Here is a 15357-nt window from a genome sequence, read left to right as displayed (position 1 = left end):
AGTGTGCCGATGCCCGGCCAGCGATCCATCGCCGAAGCCGAGAAGCTCGCCGAGGCCAAACTCGGCGGCATCCCGCTGCGCCGCGAACAGATGGCCGTCGTCGCCAACATCTACCGCGCCGCCTCGGCGGTACGGCAGCACCTGGAGAACTCCGTGCTGCGCGGTTCCGACCTCACCTGGACGGCGTTCGTCGTGCTGTGGGTGGTGTGGGTGTGGGGGGAGTCGGAGACCCGGCACGTCGCCGAGGAGGCCGGGATCTCCAAGGGGACGCTCACCGGCGTGGCGCGCACGCTGGAGGGGCGTGGTCTGGTCCGGCGGGCCGGGCATCCCACCGACGGCAGGCTGGTGCTGCTCAGCCTCACCGACGAGGGGGAGGCGCTGATGCGGCGGCTGTTCCCGGCCTTCAATGAGGAGGAGGCCTTCGTCGCGGGCCGGCTCAGCGACGAGGAGTGCCGGACCGTCGCGGACGGGTTGCGCCGCGTCGTGCGGCAGGTCGAGGAGGAGGGCGAGGAGCGGCGCGCCGTCCTCCTCGACGGCGCCGCACCGGCCCCGCGCCGCAGCGGACGCCGTCCGAAGGCCTGACCCGGGCCCCGAGCCCCCGGGTGCGGCCACGAGGCGGGAGACGGCTTCCTCCGCCTGCGGGCACCCGGGGCGGCGGGGCGGCGGCCCGAGGGGCGGCGGCGAGCGAGGCCCCGGGGGCGCGTGTCACCGCGCCGACCGCGACGGCTGTCGGGACGGTCTGTGCGCGACGTCTTGACGTGTACTTGGCATAGTGGCTTCATGGGAGCGCTCCCATGCTCGGTGGCCCCCACACCCTCTCGACCTGCTCCGTGTTCCTCCCTGTTCCTCCCCACCCCTCCCGCCGTCGGAGTTCCTCGGCCTCACCCCTGGAGTCGCAGTGAGCACTGTCCCCACCCCACGAACCTTCCCCTTAGCCCGGTTGCTGACCAGGCTCGCGGCCCTGCTCGGCCTGGTCCTGCTGGGCGCCCTGGTTCCGGCGGCCGCGCAGGCACAGCCGCAGCCGGCCGCCGCTCTGGCGACCGGCCTGCACATCAGCGACGGACGTCTCGTCGAGGGCAACGGGAACGACTTCGTCATGCGCGGCGTCAACCATGCCCACACCTGGTACCCGGGCAGGACGCAGCAGTCGCTGGCCGACATCAAGGCGATGGGCGCCAACGCCGTGCGCGTCGTCCTCGCCGACGGCCACCGCTGGAGCGCCAACAGCCCCTCGGACGTCGCGAACGTCATCGCCCAGTGCAAGGCCAACCGGCTCATCTGCGTGCTGGAGGTGCACGACACCACCGGCTACGGCGAGGACGCGGCGGCCGGCACGCTGGACCAGGCGGCCGACTACTGGATCGGCCTGAAGGACGTCCTGGCCGGCCAGGAGGACTACATCATCGTCAACATCGGCAACGAGCCGTGGGGCAACACCGACCCGGCGGGCTGGACGGCGCCCACGGTCGCCGCGGTCAAGAAGCTGCGCGCCGCCGGATTCCAGCACACGATCATGGTGGACGCCCCCAACTGGGGCCAGGACTGGCAGGGCGTGATGAAGGCGAACGCCCGGTCGGTGTACGACGCCGACACCACCGGCAACCTGATCTTCTCGATCCACATGTACAGCGTCTTCGACACGGCGGCCGAGGTCACCGACTACTTGAACACCTTCGTCAACGCCAAGCTGCCGCTCCTGATCGGGGAGTTCGGCGGCCCCGCCGACCAGTGGGGGGACCCCGACGAGGACACCATGATGGCCGCCGCCCAGCAGCTCAAGCTCGGCTACCTGGCCTGGTCGTGGAGCGGCAACACCGACCCGATCCTCGACCTGACGCTCAACTTCGATCCCGCCCAGCTCAGTTCGTGGGGCAAGCGCATCTTCAACGGCGTCAACGGCATCGCGCAGACGGCGAAGGAGGCCACCGTCTTCGGCGGCGGCTCGCCGGGCGACACCCAGGCGCCGACCGCCCCGGGCGCCCCGGCCGCCTCGGCGGTGACGGCGACCTCCGCGACGCTCTCCTGGTCCGCGGCCACCGACGACGTCGGCGTCGCCGGATACGACGTGGTGCGGGTCAGCGGCGCCACCGAGACCAAGGTGGGGGCGTCCACCGGAACCACCGCCACCCTCACCGGGCTCACCGCGAACACCGCGTACACCTTCGCCGTGTACGCCCGCGACGCCGCCGGGAACCGCTCCGCCCGCTCGGCGACGGTGAACGTCACCACGGGCACCGCGCCCGCCGTGGCCTGCTCCGTCGCCTACCGCGTGGTGGGGGAGTGGCCGGGCGGCTTCCAGGGGGACATCACCCTGCGCAACACCGGCGCCGCCCCCATCAGCGGCTGGAAGCTGGTCTTCGCCTTCGCCGACGGCCAGACCGTCGCCAACATGTGGGGCGGCACCGCGGCCCAGAGCGGCGGCACGGTGAGCGTCACGCCCGCCGCCTACACCTCCACCGTCCCCGCCGGCGGCTCGGTCACCGTCGGCTTCATCGGCAGCAAGGGCGCAGCCAACACCGCGCCGACCGCGTTCAGCCTCAACGGCGGTGCGTGCGCCACGTCCTGACGTCACGTCACCGGCGCTTCGGCCACCTTCGCCGGGGCGGGCGTCGGTGAGGGCGGCGGCTTCCGCGCTTGCCGGGAGCCGCCGCCCGGCGTCGCGGGGGCGCTGTCCCGGGGAAGACGGGCGCCCGGCCCCGGGGACGCGGGCGCCCGTCCGGCGGCCTCGTCCCCGCCCCGAGGCGGGCCGCCCTGGCAGGCCTCGGCCGGCCCGCGGTCGCCCGCCCGCGGAGAGCGGACCGATCGTCGGAAAGCACCCCGTACTGTGTGCGCATGTCCACGACGCCCCGGTGGCTCAACGCCGACGAACGACGAGCCTGGCTGGCCTATGTCGAGTTCTCCACGCTGCTGTCCGACCACCTGAACCGGCAGCTCAGGCGCGACGCGGGCATGACGCACGCCGACTACAGCCTGCTGGCCTACCTCTCCATGGCGCCGGAGAACACGCTCGGCATGTCCGACCTGGCGCAGCGACTGAAGATCACCCGCAGCCGGCTCACCCACGCGGTGAGCCGGCTGCGCGACGTCGGCCTCGTGGACCGCCGGGAGGACCCCGCCGACGGCCGCGGCCAGCTCGCCTTCCTCACCGACGCGGGCAGGGCCCTGCTGGAGGAGGTGGCCCCCGGTCATGTCGAGGCCGTGCGCCGGGCGGTGTTCGATGTGCTCACCCCCGAGCAGGTGCGGCAGTTCGCGGAGATCGGCGAGGCGATCAGCGAGGCCCTGCACCGGGCCGAGAACACCGAGGCCGACCCCGCGGCCCTGCCCTGGCGACGCCGGTAGACACGGCCGGGCGATGCCGGTGGACCAGGTAAGGACGCCCGTGGGCGCGGCCCGGAGACGCCCGCGGGACCCGGCCCTGCGACGCCGGTGGAGTCGACCCGGGGGAGCGCGGCGTGAGGGTCCAGGCGGCCGGCTGTCCAGCTTGTTCGGCGGGAATCGAGAAGAACCGGCCGGCGGTCCGTACCTGGGGGTACCGGGGGCGGCGCCCGCCCTCCGGCCACGCCACCGATCCTAGGGACACCTCGTGAACGCAACCGCCGCCATCGGCGTCACCGGCCTCGGCGTGATGGGCCGCAACCTCGCGCGCAACTTCGCCCGCAACGGCTACACCGTCGCCGTCCACAACCGCACCGCCGGACGCACCCGCGCGCTCGTCGAGGAGTTCGGGCACGAGGGCGCGTTCGTGCCCGCCGAGTCGGCCGCGGACTTCGTGGCGGCGCTGGAACGCCCCCGCCGACTGATGATCATGGTGCAGGCGGGCGCCGTCACCGACGCGGTCATCGAGGAGTTCGCCCCGCTCCTGGAGCCCGGCGACATGATCATCGACGGTGGCAACGCCCACTACGCAGACACCCGCCGCCGCGAGGAATCCCTGCGCGAGCGCGGGCTCCACTTCGTCGGCGCCGGCGTCTCCGGCGGCGAGGAGGGCGCGCTGAACGGGCCGGCCGTGATGGTCGGCGGCTCCAGTGAGTCCTACGACGTGCTCGGCCCCATGTTCGAGTCCATCAGCGCCAAGGTCGACGGCGAGCCCTGTGCCACGCACATCGGCACCGACGGCGCCGGGCACTTCGTCAAGATGGTGCACAACGGCATCGAGTACGCCGACATGCAGCTCATCGCCGAGGCGTACGACCTGCTGCGCCAGGTCGCCGGCTACACCCCGGCCGAGATCGCCGGCATCTTCCGCACCTGGAACGAGGGCCGGCTCGGCTCCTACCTCATCGAGATCACCGCCGAGGTCCTCGCCCACACGGACGCCGCCACCGGCCGGGCGTTCGTCGACGTCGTCGCCGACGCCGCCGGGCAGAAGGGCACCGGCCGCTGGACCGTGCAGACCGCCCTGGACCTCGGCTCCCCGGTCACCGCCATCGCCCAGGCCACGTTCGCCCGGGCCGCGTCCGGGCAGCGCGAACTGCGCGCCGCGTACGCGGGCCTGCCCGGCGGCACCACGCCGCCGCTCAGCCGCACCGAGGCCACCCGCTTCACCTCGCAGGTCGAGCACGCCCTGTACGCCTCGAAGGTCATCGCCTACGACCAGGGCTGGAAGATGATCCAGGACGCGGCCGGCGAGTTCGGCTGGAAGATCGACCTGGGCGCGGTCGCCCGGATCTGGCGCGGCGGCTGCATCATCCGCGCCTCCTTCCTGGACCGCATCCGCGCCGCGTACGCGGCCGACCCGGACCTGGTCAGCCTGCTCGGCGAGATGGAGTTCGCCATGGAGATCACCGACGCGCAGGTGCCCTGGCGCGAGACCGTGGCCTCCGCGGCCCGCCGCGGCATCCCGGTGCCGGCCTTCTCCGCCGCGCTCGCGCACTACGACACCCTGCGCGCCGAGCGGCTGCCCGCGGCCCTGCTCCAGGGCCAGCGCGACTACTTCGGCGCCCACACCTACGGTCGCACCGACCGGCCGGGTGCCTTCCACACCCACTGGGCCGAGCCGGGCCGCCCGGAGACGTCCGCCTGACGGACCGCGGAGACGGCCGGGGCGGGGCACTCGACGAGTGCCCCGCCCCGGCCGTCTCCGTACCGGCGACCGCCTGTCAGGCGCTCGTCGCCGGGAAGGTCGGGTACTCCACGCCCGAGACGTGCTGGACGACGCGGACGACCTGGCAGGAGTAGCCGAACTCGTTGTCGTACCAGAGGTAGAGGATCGCGTTGTCCCCGTCGACCTTGGTGGCGCCGGCGTCGATGATCGAGGCGTGGCGCGAGCCGATGAAGTCCATGGAGACCGCGTCCGGCGCCGTGGTGAAGTCGATCTGCCGGCGCAGCGGCGAGGTCAGCGAGACGCCGCGCAGGTACTCCAGGACCTCCTCACGGTCCGTCTCCCGGCCGAGCCGCAGGCTCAGGATCGCGATCGAGACGTCCGGCACCGGGACCCGGATCGAGCTGCCGGTGATCGGCGCGTCGAGGTCGGGCAGCGCCTTGGCGACCGCGGAGGCGGCGCCGGTCTCGGTGATCACCATGTTCAGCGGCGCCGAACGGCCCCGGCGGTCGGCCTTGTGGTAGTTGTCCAGCAGGTTCTGGTCGTTGGTGAACGAGTGGACGGTCTCCACGTGGCCGCGCAGCACGCCGTACTCGTCGGCCATCGCCTTCAGCGGCGGGACGATCGCGTTGGTGGTGCAGGACGCGCAGGACAGGATCCGCTCGTCCGGCTTGACCGTGTCGTGGTTGACGCCGTGCACGATGTTCGGCACGTCGCCCTTGCCGGGCGCGGTCAGGACCACCTTGTCGACACCGGGCCGCAGATGCTGGGACAGGCCCTCGCGGTCGCGCCACTTGCCCGTGTTGTCGATCAGGATGGCGTTGTCGATGCCGTACGCCGTGTAGTCGACCTCGGACGGGTCGTTCGCGTAGATGACCGTGATCTCGTTGCCGTTGGCGATGATCCGGCTGTTGGCCTCGTCGACCGTGATGGTGCCCTGGAACTGGCCGTGCACGGAGTCGCGGCGCAGCAGGGACGCCCGCTTGACGAGATCCTGCTCGCCGCCGCCGCGGACCACGATGGCCCGCAGCCGCAGGCCGTTGCCGGAGCCGGACTTCTCGATGAGCAGCCGGGCCACGAGGCGGCCGATGCGGCCGAAGCCGTAGAGCACGACGTCGCGCGGTTCGCGCCGGTCGATCTTGTTGGCGCCGGTGGCGCCGGCGACGGCCTCGGCGGTGAAGTCCCGCACCGAAAGTCCGCGGTCGTCGGCCCGGTGGCTCTCGGCGAGGATGCCGAGGTCGATCTGGGACGGGCCGAGGTCGAGGGAGGTGAGGGCCTCCAGGTACGGCAGCGTCTCGGTGACCGAGAGCTCCTCGCCCGCGATCTGCCGGGCGAACCGGTGGGTCTTGAGGATGCTGACCACCGACTTGTTCACCAGGGAGCGGCTGTGCAGCAGGATCGTCACGTCCCGCTCGCGGTGCAGCTTCCCGATCATCGGGATCATCGACTCCGCGATCTCCTCGCGGTTCTTCCAGTCAGTGAACGAATCGTCGTTGAGCGTCACGGGCCTATCTTTCGAGCTAGGTGGCGCTCATATGCTAACCCTACCGTTTTTTGATCATTCCAGCGGGCTCGCGCTCAGGTGTGCGGGGCCGTGTGTGGCGGGGGACGGCCGGGGCGGGCGCCTCGGCGGGAGAACGTCAAGGCGTCCGCCCCGGCCGCCGGTCGGGGACGTCAGGACTGCTCGGAGGGCTGTGCGGAGGGCTGCTGCCGGCGCGGGATGCCGAGGGCGCACACGGCGCCGGCGAAGACGACCGCCACGCCCGTCCAGACCGCGGGATGCAGCCCGTCCACGAACTGCCGCGGTCCCTCGGTGCTGCCGTGGGCCACGAAGACCGTGCCCAGCACGGCGATCCCGAGGGCGCCGCCGATCTCGCGGACCGTGGTGTTGGCGCCGGACGCCTTGCCCGCGTGCTCCTTGGCGACCGAGCCGAGCACCACCGCCGCCGTCGGCGCGAACACGAAGCCCATGCCGACGCCGGCCACGATCATCGGCCCGACCAGTGAGGAGTACGCCGTGCCGACGTCCGCGACCACGTTGATCCAGCCCAGGCCGACGCCCTGGAGGAAGAGGCCGAGGGCCATCAGCCGGCCCCCGCCCACCCGGTCGGTGAGCAGACCCGCCACGGGGGCGACGAACATCGGCATCAACGTCCAGGCCAGGGTGCGCACACCGGCCTCCAGCGGGGTGCGCGCCGGCACGATCTGGAGGTACTGGGCCAGCAGGAACAGGGAGCCGAAGACGCCGAAGTACATCGCTGCCGAGACGACGTTGGTGAGGGTGAAGGACCGGACCCGGTAGAACGACAGCGGCAGCATCGGCTCCGCCACCCGGGACTCCCAGCCGACGAAAGCGGCCAGCAGTACCGCGCCCGCCGTGAACGCGCCGAGCACCTTCAACGACGTCCAGCCGTCCGGCTCGCCGTGCACGATCGCCCAGACCAGCGCACACAGCCCCGCCGCCGCCAGCACCATGCCGACCAGGTCGAGGCGCACGCCCGGCAGCGAGCTCTCCCGGAGGGCGAAGAGCACCAGCGGAATCGCGATCAGGCACACCGGGACGTTGATCCAGAAGATCCACCGCCAGTCCAGACCCTCCACCACCGCGCCGCCCACCACCGGGCCCATCGCGACGGCCAGCCCGCTGACCCCGGACCACACGCCGAGCGCCATGCCGCGCAGCCGGTCCGGCACCGCCTGGGACAGCAGCGTCAACGACAGCGGCATGACGGCCGCCGCCCCGAAGCCCTGGACCGTGCGGAAGGTGATCAGCTGGGCGCTGGTGTCGGCGAGGCCGCAGCCGATGGACGCCAGCGTGAACAGGGCGATGCCGGCGACGAAGACCCGCCGTCGCCCGAAACGGTCGCCGAGCGCCGCGCCGGTCATGAGCAGACAGGCGAAGCTCAGCACGTACGCGTTGACGAACCACTGCAGTTGCTGCGTGTTCGCCTCCAGGTCCACTGCCAGCGTGCGCAGGGCCGTGGAGACGACGAGGTTGTCGAGCGCGACCATGAACATGGGCACGCTGGCGGCGACGATCGCGAGCCACAGGGGTGTGCGGCGGCGCTCGGCCGCCGGAGCGGAGAGGACCGGCGGGGCGGCGGCCGACCGGTCGAGGGCCGGGCTCTCTTGGGGCGGTGTCATGGCGGGGATCTCTCCTGGGTGGGTTTCAGGCACCGGTGCGTGACTGCTCGGCGAGACGGCGGCGGGCGTCCGTCCAGTCGACGGGCAGGTCCGCCGCCGGGACCTGCCAGAAGGTGAAGACCGAGTCCTTCATCGTGGACCGGAGTCCGGTCATGATCGATTTGTGCGGTTCGGTCCGCGCGTATCTGTAGAGCGCGTCCTTGTCCTCCCAGGCCGACAGGGTCCAGAAGGTGCGCTTCAGCGGCTGGGCGATCAGCGAGGCGCCGTGGGCGCCCGGCGCGCCGGACACCTGCTTCCACGCGGCCAGCGACTTGAGGAAGAAGCGCGGGACGTCCTTGAACGAGCGGACCTCGAACCGGGACGCCATGACGAACGACTCGGCGTCGGGCGCGGGGGTGCTGACGGTGGTCCAGCGCAGGGTGGGCATGGCTGATGCCTTCTCTCCGGTGGCACGAGGGAATACTGGATACCTTCACTATCTATGTTAGACAGTAGAGGTATCCAGTTTTTCGGGCAAGGCCCACCATCGAACCGGAGCCGATCGCATGCGTATCTCCGAACTGAGCCGCCGCAGCGGCGTCTCCGTGACGACGATCAAGTACTACCTTCGCGAAGGGCTCCTGGCGCCCGGCCGTCACACGGCCGCCACCCAGGCCGAGTACGACGACCAGCACCTGCGCCGGCTTCGCCTGATCCGCGCGCTGACCGGCGTGCGCGGCCTGTCGGTCAGCACCACCCGCGAGGTGCTCGACGCCCTGGCCGAGCACGCGGGAGACACCCACCGGCTGCTGGGCCTCGCCCTGGGATCCGTCCGGGTGGGTGAGAAACCCGCCGAGGCGGGACCGGAGGCGGCCGAGGTCGACGAACTCGTCGAGGAGATGGACTGGGACGTGCACCAGTCGGCGCCCGCCCGCGCCGCCCTCGCCGAGACCCTGGGTTCCCTGCGCGATCTCGGCGTCCCGCTCGACTGGCGGACCCTGCTGCCCTACGCGCGGCTCGCCGAGCGCACCGCCGTCCTCGATCTCGACCAACTCGAGCATCTGGAGGACCCGTTGGAGGCCGCCGAGCGCGCCCTGCTGCTGACCGTCCTGCTGGAGCCCGCGCTGATGGCGCTCAGGCGCATGGCCCAGGAGAACGAGTCGGCCCGCCGGCACACTCCCTAGCGGCCCTCGCGGCTGGTCGTGCAGTGCCGCGGACGCTCCCGGCCCGCCCGGTCGGGCGCCGCCCGGGGGATTGAGCCCCGCCCTCTCGGGTACGCGAGCCGAACCGCCGCTACCAGGGGAGATGTCATGGAGACGCCCGCACACGACCGCAACCACAACCCGGCCGCACTGGCGCTGGACGCGCTGGCCCGGGACACCGAGGACACCGCGGCACTGGACACGCTCGCGCACTGCGACGTGCTCGTGCCGGTGCCCGACGACGCCGTCGACGAGGACATCACCAACCCGGCCACCGTCGCCCTGCCCGTTCTCGAACAGCCCGGGGGAGCGGCCGTGGTGCCGGTGTTCACCTCCGAGCCGGAGATGGCCGACCTGCTGCCCGAGATCGACCGCTACCGGCTCGTGCCGCTCGGCGCGCTCGCCGCGCAGTGGCCGGCCGGCGAGCTGTCCCTGTCCATCGACGCGGCCGGCGAGCATCCGCTGACGCTCACCTCCGAGGGGGTGCGCACGCTGCTCGTCCGCTGACCGGAGCAGGCCGGGTCCTTCCGGCTCTAGGACCCGGCCAGCATCCGCTCCAGCACCGCCCGCTGCAGGGGCAGCACCTCGGTGTGCAGGTCGCGGCCCTTGCGGGTCAGGGCGACCCACACCCCGCGCCGGTCCTCCGCGCAGATCGAGCGTTCCACCAGGCCTTCCTTCTCCAGGCGGCCGATCAGCCGGGACAGCGCGCTCTGGCTGAGGTGCACGCGTCCGACGAGGTTCTGCACCCGGCACTGGTCGCCCGCCCGGGGAGCCTCGGCGGCGAGGATGTCGAGCACCTCGAAGTCGCTTGCCCCGAGGCCGTGCGGATGCAGCGCGCGGTCGATCTCGCACATCGTGCGGGCGTGCACCGACAGGATGTCCCGCCAACGCTCCTCGAGGCCCGTCCCGGCCGTTTTCGCTGCCATACCCGCATGGTAACGCCGTCCGGAGTATTTGTTGACGATGCAATTAGTGCGAGTGCATGCAGTGGCTCCGGTGGCCCGGCGTCAGGCGGGGTCCTGGAGGAGCCCCACCAGGTTTCCGTCCGCGTCCTTCACGGAGGCGATGAGCCGGCCGTTGCCGACGTCCTGGACGTCCTGAAGCACCTCGGCGCCCGCCGCCAGCAGGGCCGCGAGGCGGTCCCGGATGTCGGTGACGTGCCAGTAGGGGACCGGTCCGGTCAGCCCCTGGGCGTGGCCGTTCGGGTTCAGGCCGACGTCCTGGCCGGCGGCCTTGAAGCCGACGTAGTACGGCTCGTCGGCGAACGGCTCGACCCCCAGCAGCGCGGTGAACAGGGCCTTCGCCCGGTCGACGTCCTTGACGGGGTAGATGATCGTCTGCAGTCCGGCGGCCATGACGCTCTCCTCGGTGAAGTGATGCGGTACCCGGGAACACCTCCGTGTTCTCGTGGTCCCACGCTAGGACGAGGACGCGGCGGACGGCTTCTCCGATCCTGACCGGTTGCGGCTCCGCGGCCGCCCCGGCCGTCGTCCCCGGCCTCGCCGTCCGGCTCCGCCGCACCGCCCGCGGGCCCGTCCGTCCGGCCGCCCGAGCCGGGGCGGACTGCCGTCACGGTCCCCTCGCCGGTCCGCGCGCCCCTGCCGGAAGGCGTCGGACGCGGCCTCCGCGACGTCCGTCACGGATCCCGACGAGGAGAGGCCGCCCCTCTCCGCCGTCCGGGCGAGGCCGCGCGGACCGGGCCCGGCGGGCTCCGGACGGGTGAACGGGTGCCCGGCGGACTAGGTGTCCGCGGACTCCCGATCAGTGGACCCGGATCATGGGACTCCCGGCCGCGCTGCCGCCGGGGTCAGGTGGACTCCCGTCGGACGAGTTCCGTCGGGAGGATCACCGCCGCCGGGTCCTCGCCGCCGATCTGGGCGAGGAGGACGCGGACCATCTCGCTGCTGATCCGGTCCCAGGGCTGGCGGATGGTGGTGAGGGAGGGGCTGGCGGCGGTCGCCGCCGGGGAGTCGTCGAAGCCGCCGACCGCCACGTCCTGCGGCACCCGCCGCCCCGCGCGGCGCAGTGCCGTCAGCACACCCTGCGCCATCAGGTCGGACGCGACGAACACCGCGTCCAGCTCCGGCGCCTGGGCCAGCAGCAGCTCCGCGCCGGCCTCGCCGCTGGCCCGGCTGTAGTCGCCGGACACGACCAACCGGTCGTCGTAGTTGACGCCCGCCTCGGCGAGCACCTCCCGGTACCCGGCGAGCCGTTCCACGCCGCCCGGGGTGTCCAGCGGGCCGGTGACCACGCCGATCCGTTGGCGGCCCTGCGCCAGCAGATGCCGCACCATGTCCCGGGCGCCGTCGCGGTCGTCGGCGGCCACATAGCTCACCTTGGAGTGGGAGCCGATCCCGATCGGCTTGCCGCAGGCGACCAGCGGCACCCCGGCCTCCCGCAGCTCGGTGGCGATCGGGTCGCCGGAGTGACTGGAGACCAGCAGCACCCCGTCGACGTGCCCGGCCGTGATGTACCGCGTGATGCGCCGGCGCTCGTCCTCCGTGCCGGCCAGCATCAGCAGGAGGGGCACGTCGTGCGCGGCCAGCGCCTGGGTGCAGCCGCGCAGCAGAACGTTGAAGTTGGGATCCTCGAAGAACCGCTCCTGGGGCTCCGTGAGCAGGAAGCCCACCGAGTCGGACCGGCCGGTGATCAGCGAGCGGGCGTGCCGGTTCACGACGTAACCCGTCCTGCGGATGGCTGCGTTGACCGCCTCCGCCGCCGCCGGGCTGACGTAGTGTCCGCCGTTGAGCACCCGCGAGACGGTGCCCCGGGAGACCCCCGCCTCGCGCGCCACGTCGTGGATGGTCGGCGGTCTGCGCCGGCCTCCCGCACCATTGTTCATGGTCATGACTTTACGGCTCCGGACAGCAGATCAAGGCTCCAGAACCGCTGCACGAGAAGGAACAGCGCCACCAGCGGGATCACGGCCAGGAACGCGCCGGTGATCACCAGCGTGTACAACGCGGGCTGGTTGGCCCCCTGCTCCAGCAACGTGAACAGGCCGAGCGTGATCGGGAACCTCTCGTCGTCGCTGAGCATGATGTACGGCAGCAGGAAGTTGTTCCACACCGCCACGAACTGGAACAGGAACACCGTCACCAGCCCCGGGACCATCATCGGCAGCGCGATCCGGCTGAAGATCCGCCACTCGCTCGCGCCGTCCATCCGTCCGGCCTCCACCACGTCGCCGGGCACGGCCGCCGCCGCGTAGATGCGGGCGAGGTAGACGCCGTAGGGCGACAGGATCTGCGGCAGCAGCACGGACCAGTACGAGTCCGTGAGGCCGGCCTGGGCCAGCAGCAGGTACTGCGGGACGGCCAGGACGACCGGCGGCATCAGCACCCCCGCGAGCAGGGTGTTGAAGATGGACTCCCGGCCGCGGAAGCGGTACACGGCGAGGGCGTAGCCGCTGAACGCCGACACGCACGTCGACAGCAGCGCCCCGAGACCCGCGTACAGCGCGGAGTTGCCCATCCACGTCCAGTACACGCCGTCGCGATAGGAGTTGAGGTCCTGGAGGTTGTCGGCGAAGCCCGTGCCCGGCAGGAAGGTGAACGTGGAGAACAGCTCACGGCCGGACTTGGTGGACGCGATGACCACCCAGGCGACCGGCAGGAGGCAGTAGACCGCGCCCAGCAGCAGGGTGACCGTGGGGATCAGGGCGATCCGGCCGCGCAGCGGCGGACGCCCGCGCGCGGCGCCGGTCGCGCCGGCCTTCGAGGGGGCCTTGTGGACGGCGAGTGCACTCATGACGCCGCCTCCTGCCTGTTACGGCGGTTCGCGGCACGCAGGAAGCCGAAGGACAGCACCAGCGTGGCCAGGGCGATGATCACGGCCTCGGCGGCCGCCTGGTAGACGTCACCCGTGCCGAACGCGTCCCGGTGCACCTTCATCAGCGGACTCCAGGTCGTGGACACGGAGTTGGTGAGCGGCTTGAGAGTGGTCGGCTCGTTGAACACCTGGAGCGTGGCGATGATCGAGAAGAAGAAGGTCAGCACCAGCGAGGGCGCCACCATCGGGATCTTGATCCGCAGCGCCGTCTGCAGCGGGGTCGCTCCGTCCAGCTTCGCCGCCTCGTGCACCTCGGCCGGGATGGCCCGCAACGAGGTGTAGATGACGATCATGTTGAAGCCGGTGCCGCCCCAGACCGCGATGTTCGACAGGGCGAGGTAGAGCGGACCGCCGTCCAGCAGGTCCGGCTGGGGCAGGCCCAGCTTCCCGAGGACGTAGAAGAAGGGGCTGACGTCCGGCAGGTACAGAAAGCCCCACAGCAGCGCCGCCACGACGCCGGGAACGGCGTACGGCAGGAAGATCGCGAGCCGGGTGAACGGGGCGAGCCGCACCTTCTCGGAGTCGAGCATCAGCGCGAACAGCAGCGCCAGGCCCAGCATGACGGGGACGACGATGCAGCCGTACCCGAGGACGCGCAGCGCGCCGTGGACCAGCTCGCTGTCGGTGAGGGCGTCGGTGTAGTTCTCCAGGCCGGCCCAGACCTCCTTGCGGGCGCCCGAGCCCAGGCCGAGGCCCGAGACGCGCACCTTGTGGAAGCTGAGCCAGACGGCGTACCCGATGGGCAGCGCGAAGAACAGCGCGAAGAGGACGGCGGCGGGGACGAGGAACGCGTACGGGGCGCCCTTGACCCCGTACGACGTCCGGCGTGCGGTGGTCACTCGGAGACCCCGAAGCCCTGCTTCTTCATGTCGGCGACGGTGTCCGACTGCATCTTGTCCAGAGCGGCGGAGAAGTCCGACTTGTTCTTGGCGGCCGCGCCGAACGCGTCCTTGAAGGACGTGTAGGCGACGTTCACGTTCGGGCCCCAGGCCGAGGGCGCCGTGGTCTTCGCGATCTTCGCGGCTGTGGTGTAGAAGTCCGCCTGGTTCGAGAAGTAGTCCGGCGGGGTGATGAAGGCACCGCTGAGCTGGGCGGACGTGGAGGCCGGGTAGATGCCCCCCTCCTTGGCCAGCGCGTTGAGGGCGACGCCGTCGGTGTTCAGCCAGGCGGCGAACTTCGCGGCGGCCGACTTGTGCTTCGAGTCCGTCGTCACGGCCGTGGACGATCCGCCCCAGCTGCCGGTGACGTTCTCGCCGGCGGACCACTGGGGGAGCGGGGCCATCGCCCACTTGCCCTTGGTGTCGGGCGCGGCGGTGGTCAGCGTGCCCGGCGCCCACACGGCGGACACCCAGGCGATCTGCTTGCCGGTGTCGAGCGCCTTGTTCCAGGCCGGGGTGTACATGGGCTGGTTGTCGACCGCGCCCTCCTTGACCAGACCGCCCCAGAAGTCGGCCACCTTCTTGGTGGCCGCGTCGTCGATGCCGACCTTCCACTTGTCGCCGGAGGTGGTCCACCACTTGGCGCCGGCCTGCTGGGCGAGGCCCGCGAAGAGACCGGAGTCGTTGGCGGAGAACGTGGTGAGGTCGGTGTCCGGGGCCTTCTTCTTCAGCGCGCGGGCCGTCTCGGCGAACTGCTCCCAGGTCGTGGGGACCGTCAGGCCGTACTTCTTGAAGAGGTCGGCGCGGTAGTAGAACATCATCGGCCCGATGTCCTGCGGCACCGCGTAGACGGCGTCCGTGCCCAGGGTCGTCTGCTGCCAGACGCCGTCCGCGAACTTGCTCTTCGCGTCGCCGACGTCCTTGCCTATGTCCGCGAGGGCGTCATTGCTGACCAGCGTCGGCAGCGCCTGGTACTCGGCCTGGACCAGGTCGGGGGCCTTGCCGGCCTTGTGCGCGGTGAGGATCTTGGTGATCAGCGTGTCGCCGGACGCCTGCTTCTTCACCGTGACCGTGATCCGGTCCTTCTTGCCCTGGCCCTTGTTCCACAGGTCGACGACCTTGTCCATGCCCGGCGTCCACGTCCAGTACGTGAGCGAGACCGGACCGGACTCGGCGCCGCCGTCCTCGTCGGACGAGCCGCAGGCGGCGAGGGCGGTGCTGCCCAGAGCGACGGCAACAGCAGTTGCCACGAGGCGACGACGCTTCGTGATGGACATGGATC

Annotated in this window: 15 protein-coding genes; 6 read left to right on the top strand and 9 right to left on the bottom strand. The window is 71.7% G+C overall.

Annotation, left to right across the window (positions count from 1 at the left end; genetic code table 11):
* Positions 1 to 9: 9 nt before the first annotated feature.
* From QF032_RS03910 to gndA, 4 genes are all read left to right on the top strand, one after another.
* Positions 10 to 582: a MarR family winged helix-turn-helix transcriptional regulator gene (locus tag QF032_RS03910; protein WP_307039996.1), complete on the top strand. Its 573-nt coding sequence runs from the start codon at positions 10 to 12 to the stop codon at positions 580 to 582.
* Positions 583 to 898: 316 nt separating this feature from the next.
* Positions 899 to 2566, top strand: a complete 1668-nt coding sequence (locus QF032_RS03905; protein ID WP_444875844.1) for a cellulase family glycosylhydrolase — start codon at positions 899 to 901, stop codon at positions 2564 to 2566.
* A gap of 266 nt (positions 2567 to 2832) precedes the next feature.
* Entirely contained in the window at positions 2833 to 3339 is a 507-nt protein-coding gene (locus QF032_RS03900; protein ID WP_306954870.1) for a MarR family winged helix-turn-helix transcriptional regulator, read from the top strand.
* A 244-nt stretch (positions 3340 to 3583) separates the two neighbouring features.
* Positions 3584 to 5023, top strand: coding sequence for an NADP-dependent phosphogluconate dehydrogenase (gndA, locus tag QF032_RS03895; RefSeq protein WP_306954872.1), 1440 nt, complete (start codon positions 3584 to 3586; stop codon positions 5021 to 5023).
* Between the two features lie 76 nt (positions 5024 to 5099).
* Here the strand turns inward: gndA and QF032_RS03890 are convergent, their stop codons facing one another.
* From QF032_RS03890 to QF032_RS03880, 3 genes are all read right to left on the bottom strand, one after another.
* Complete coding sequence (locus tag QF032_RS03890; protein ID WP_307039993.1) at positions 5100 to 6545, bottom strand: glyceraldehyde-3-phosphate dehydrogenase; 1446 nt, start codon at positions 6543 to 6545, stop codon at positions 5100 to 5102.
* 170 nt (positions 6546 to 6715) lie between these two features.
* Positions 6716 to 8185, bottom strand: coding sequence for an MFS transporter (locus tag QF032_RS03885; RefSeq protein ID WP_307054902.1), 1470 nt, complete (start codon positions 8183 to 8185; stop codon positions 6716 to 6718).
* Positions 8186 to 8210: 25 nt separating this feature from the next.
* Positions 8211 to 8612 (bottom strand): DUF3291 domain-containing protein, encoded by a 402-nt coding sequence (locus QF032_RS03880; protein ID WP_307054899.1) that lies wholly within the window; start codon positions 8610 to 8612, stop codon positions 8211 to 8213.
* A 118-nt stretch (positions 8613 to 8730) separates the two neighbouring features.
* On the opposite strand from QF032_RS03880, the gene QF032_RS03875 reads away from it, so the two are divergent.
* Together QF032_RS03875 and QF032_RS03870 are read left to right on the top strand one after the other, a co-directional pair.
* On the top strand, positions 8731 to 9348 hold the full coding sequence (locus QF032_RS03875; RefSeq protein WP_307054898.1) for a MerR family transcriptional regulator: 618 nt from the start codon (positions 8731 to 8733) through the stop codon (positions 9346 to 9348).
* 126 nt (positions 9349 to 9474) lie between these two features.
* Positions 9475 to 9873 (top strand): SseB family protein, encoded by a 399-nt coding sequence (locus QF032_RS03870; RefSeq protein WP_306954881.1) that lies wholly within the window; start codon positions 9475 to 9477, stop codon positions 9871 to 9873.
* Positions 9874 to 9899: 26 nt separating this feature from the next.
* Here the strand turns inward: QF032_RS03870 and QF032_RS03865 are convergent, their stop codons facing one another.
* The 6 genes from QF032_RS03865 to QF032_RS03840 all read right to left on the bottom strand — a co-directional run bounded on the left by QF032_RS03865 (position 9900) and on the right by QF032_RS03840 (position 15352).
* Positions 9900 to 10292 carry a MarR family winged helix-turn-helix transcriptional regulator gene (locus tag QF032_RS03865; RefSeq protein ID WP_306954883.1) on the bottom strand — a complete coding sequence of 131 codons (393 nt, stop codon included), beginning with the start codon at positions 10290 to 10292 and terminating at the stop codon, positions 9900 to 9902.
* Positions 10293 to 10373: 81 nt separating this feature from the next.
* Complete coding sequence (locus QF032_RS03860; protein WP_306954885.1) at positions 10374 to 10721, bottom strand: VOC family protein; 348 nt, start codon at positions 10719 to 10721, stop codon at positions 10374 to 10376.
* 452 nt (positions 10722 to 11173) lie between these two features.
* Complete coding sequence (locus QF032_RS03855) at positions 11174 to 12214, bottom strand: LacI family DNA-binding transcriptional regulator (RefSeq protein ID WP_307054896.1); 1041 nt, start codon at positions 12212 to 12214, stop codon at positions 11174 to 11176.
* Positions 12211 to 13116 carry a carbohydrate ABC transporter permease gene (locus tag QF032_RS03850; protein WP_307039985.1) on the bottom strand — a complete coding sequence of 302 codons (906 nt, stop codon included), beginning with the start codon at positions 13114 to 13116 and terminating at the stop codon, positions 12211 to 12213. The genes QF032_RS03855 and QF032_RS03850 overlap by 4 nt, the downstream gene beginning before the upstream one ends.
* Positions 13113 to 14036 (bottom strand): carbohydrate ABC transporter permease, encoded by a 924-nt coding sequence (locus QF032_RS03845; protein WP_307039983.1) that lies wholly within the window; start codon positions 14034 to 14036, stop codon positions 13113 to 13115. Before QF032_RS03845 ends, QF032_RS03850 begins: the two co-directional genes overlap by 4 nt.
* Positions 14033 to 15352 (bottom strand): ABC transporter substrate-binding protein, encoded by a 1320-nt coding sequence (locus QF032_RS03840; protein WP_307039981.1) that lies wholly within the window; start codon positions 15350 to 15352, stop codon positions 14033 to 14035. The genes QF032_RS03845 and QF032_RS03840 overlap by 4 nt, the downstream gene beginning before the upstream one ends.
* Positions 15353 to 15357 lie beyond the last annotated feature (5 nt).

The organism is Streptomyces achromogenes (genome assembly GCF_030816715.1).
Classification (GTDB): domain Bacteria; phylum Actinomycetota; class Actinomycetes; order Streptomycetales; family Streptomycetaceae; genus Streptomyces; species Streptomyces achromogenes_A.
Note: the sequence above shows the minus strand (reverse complement) of the source record. Positions and strands in the feature narration are given on the sequence as shown.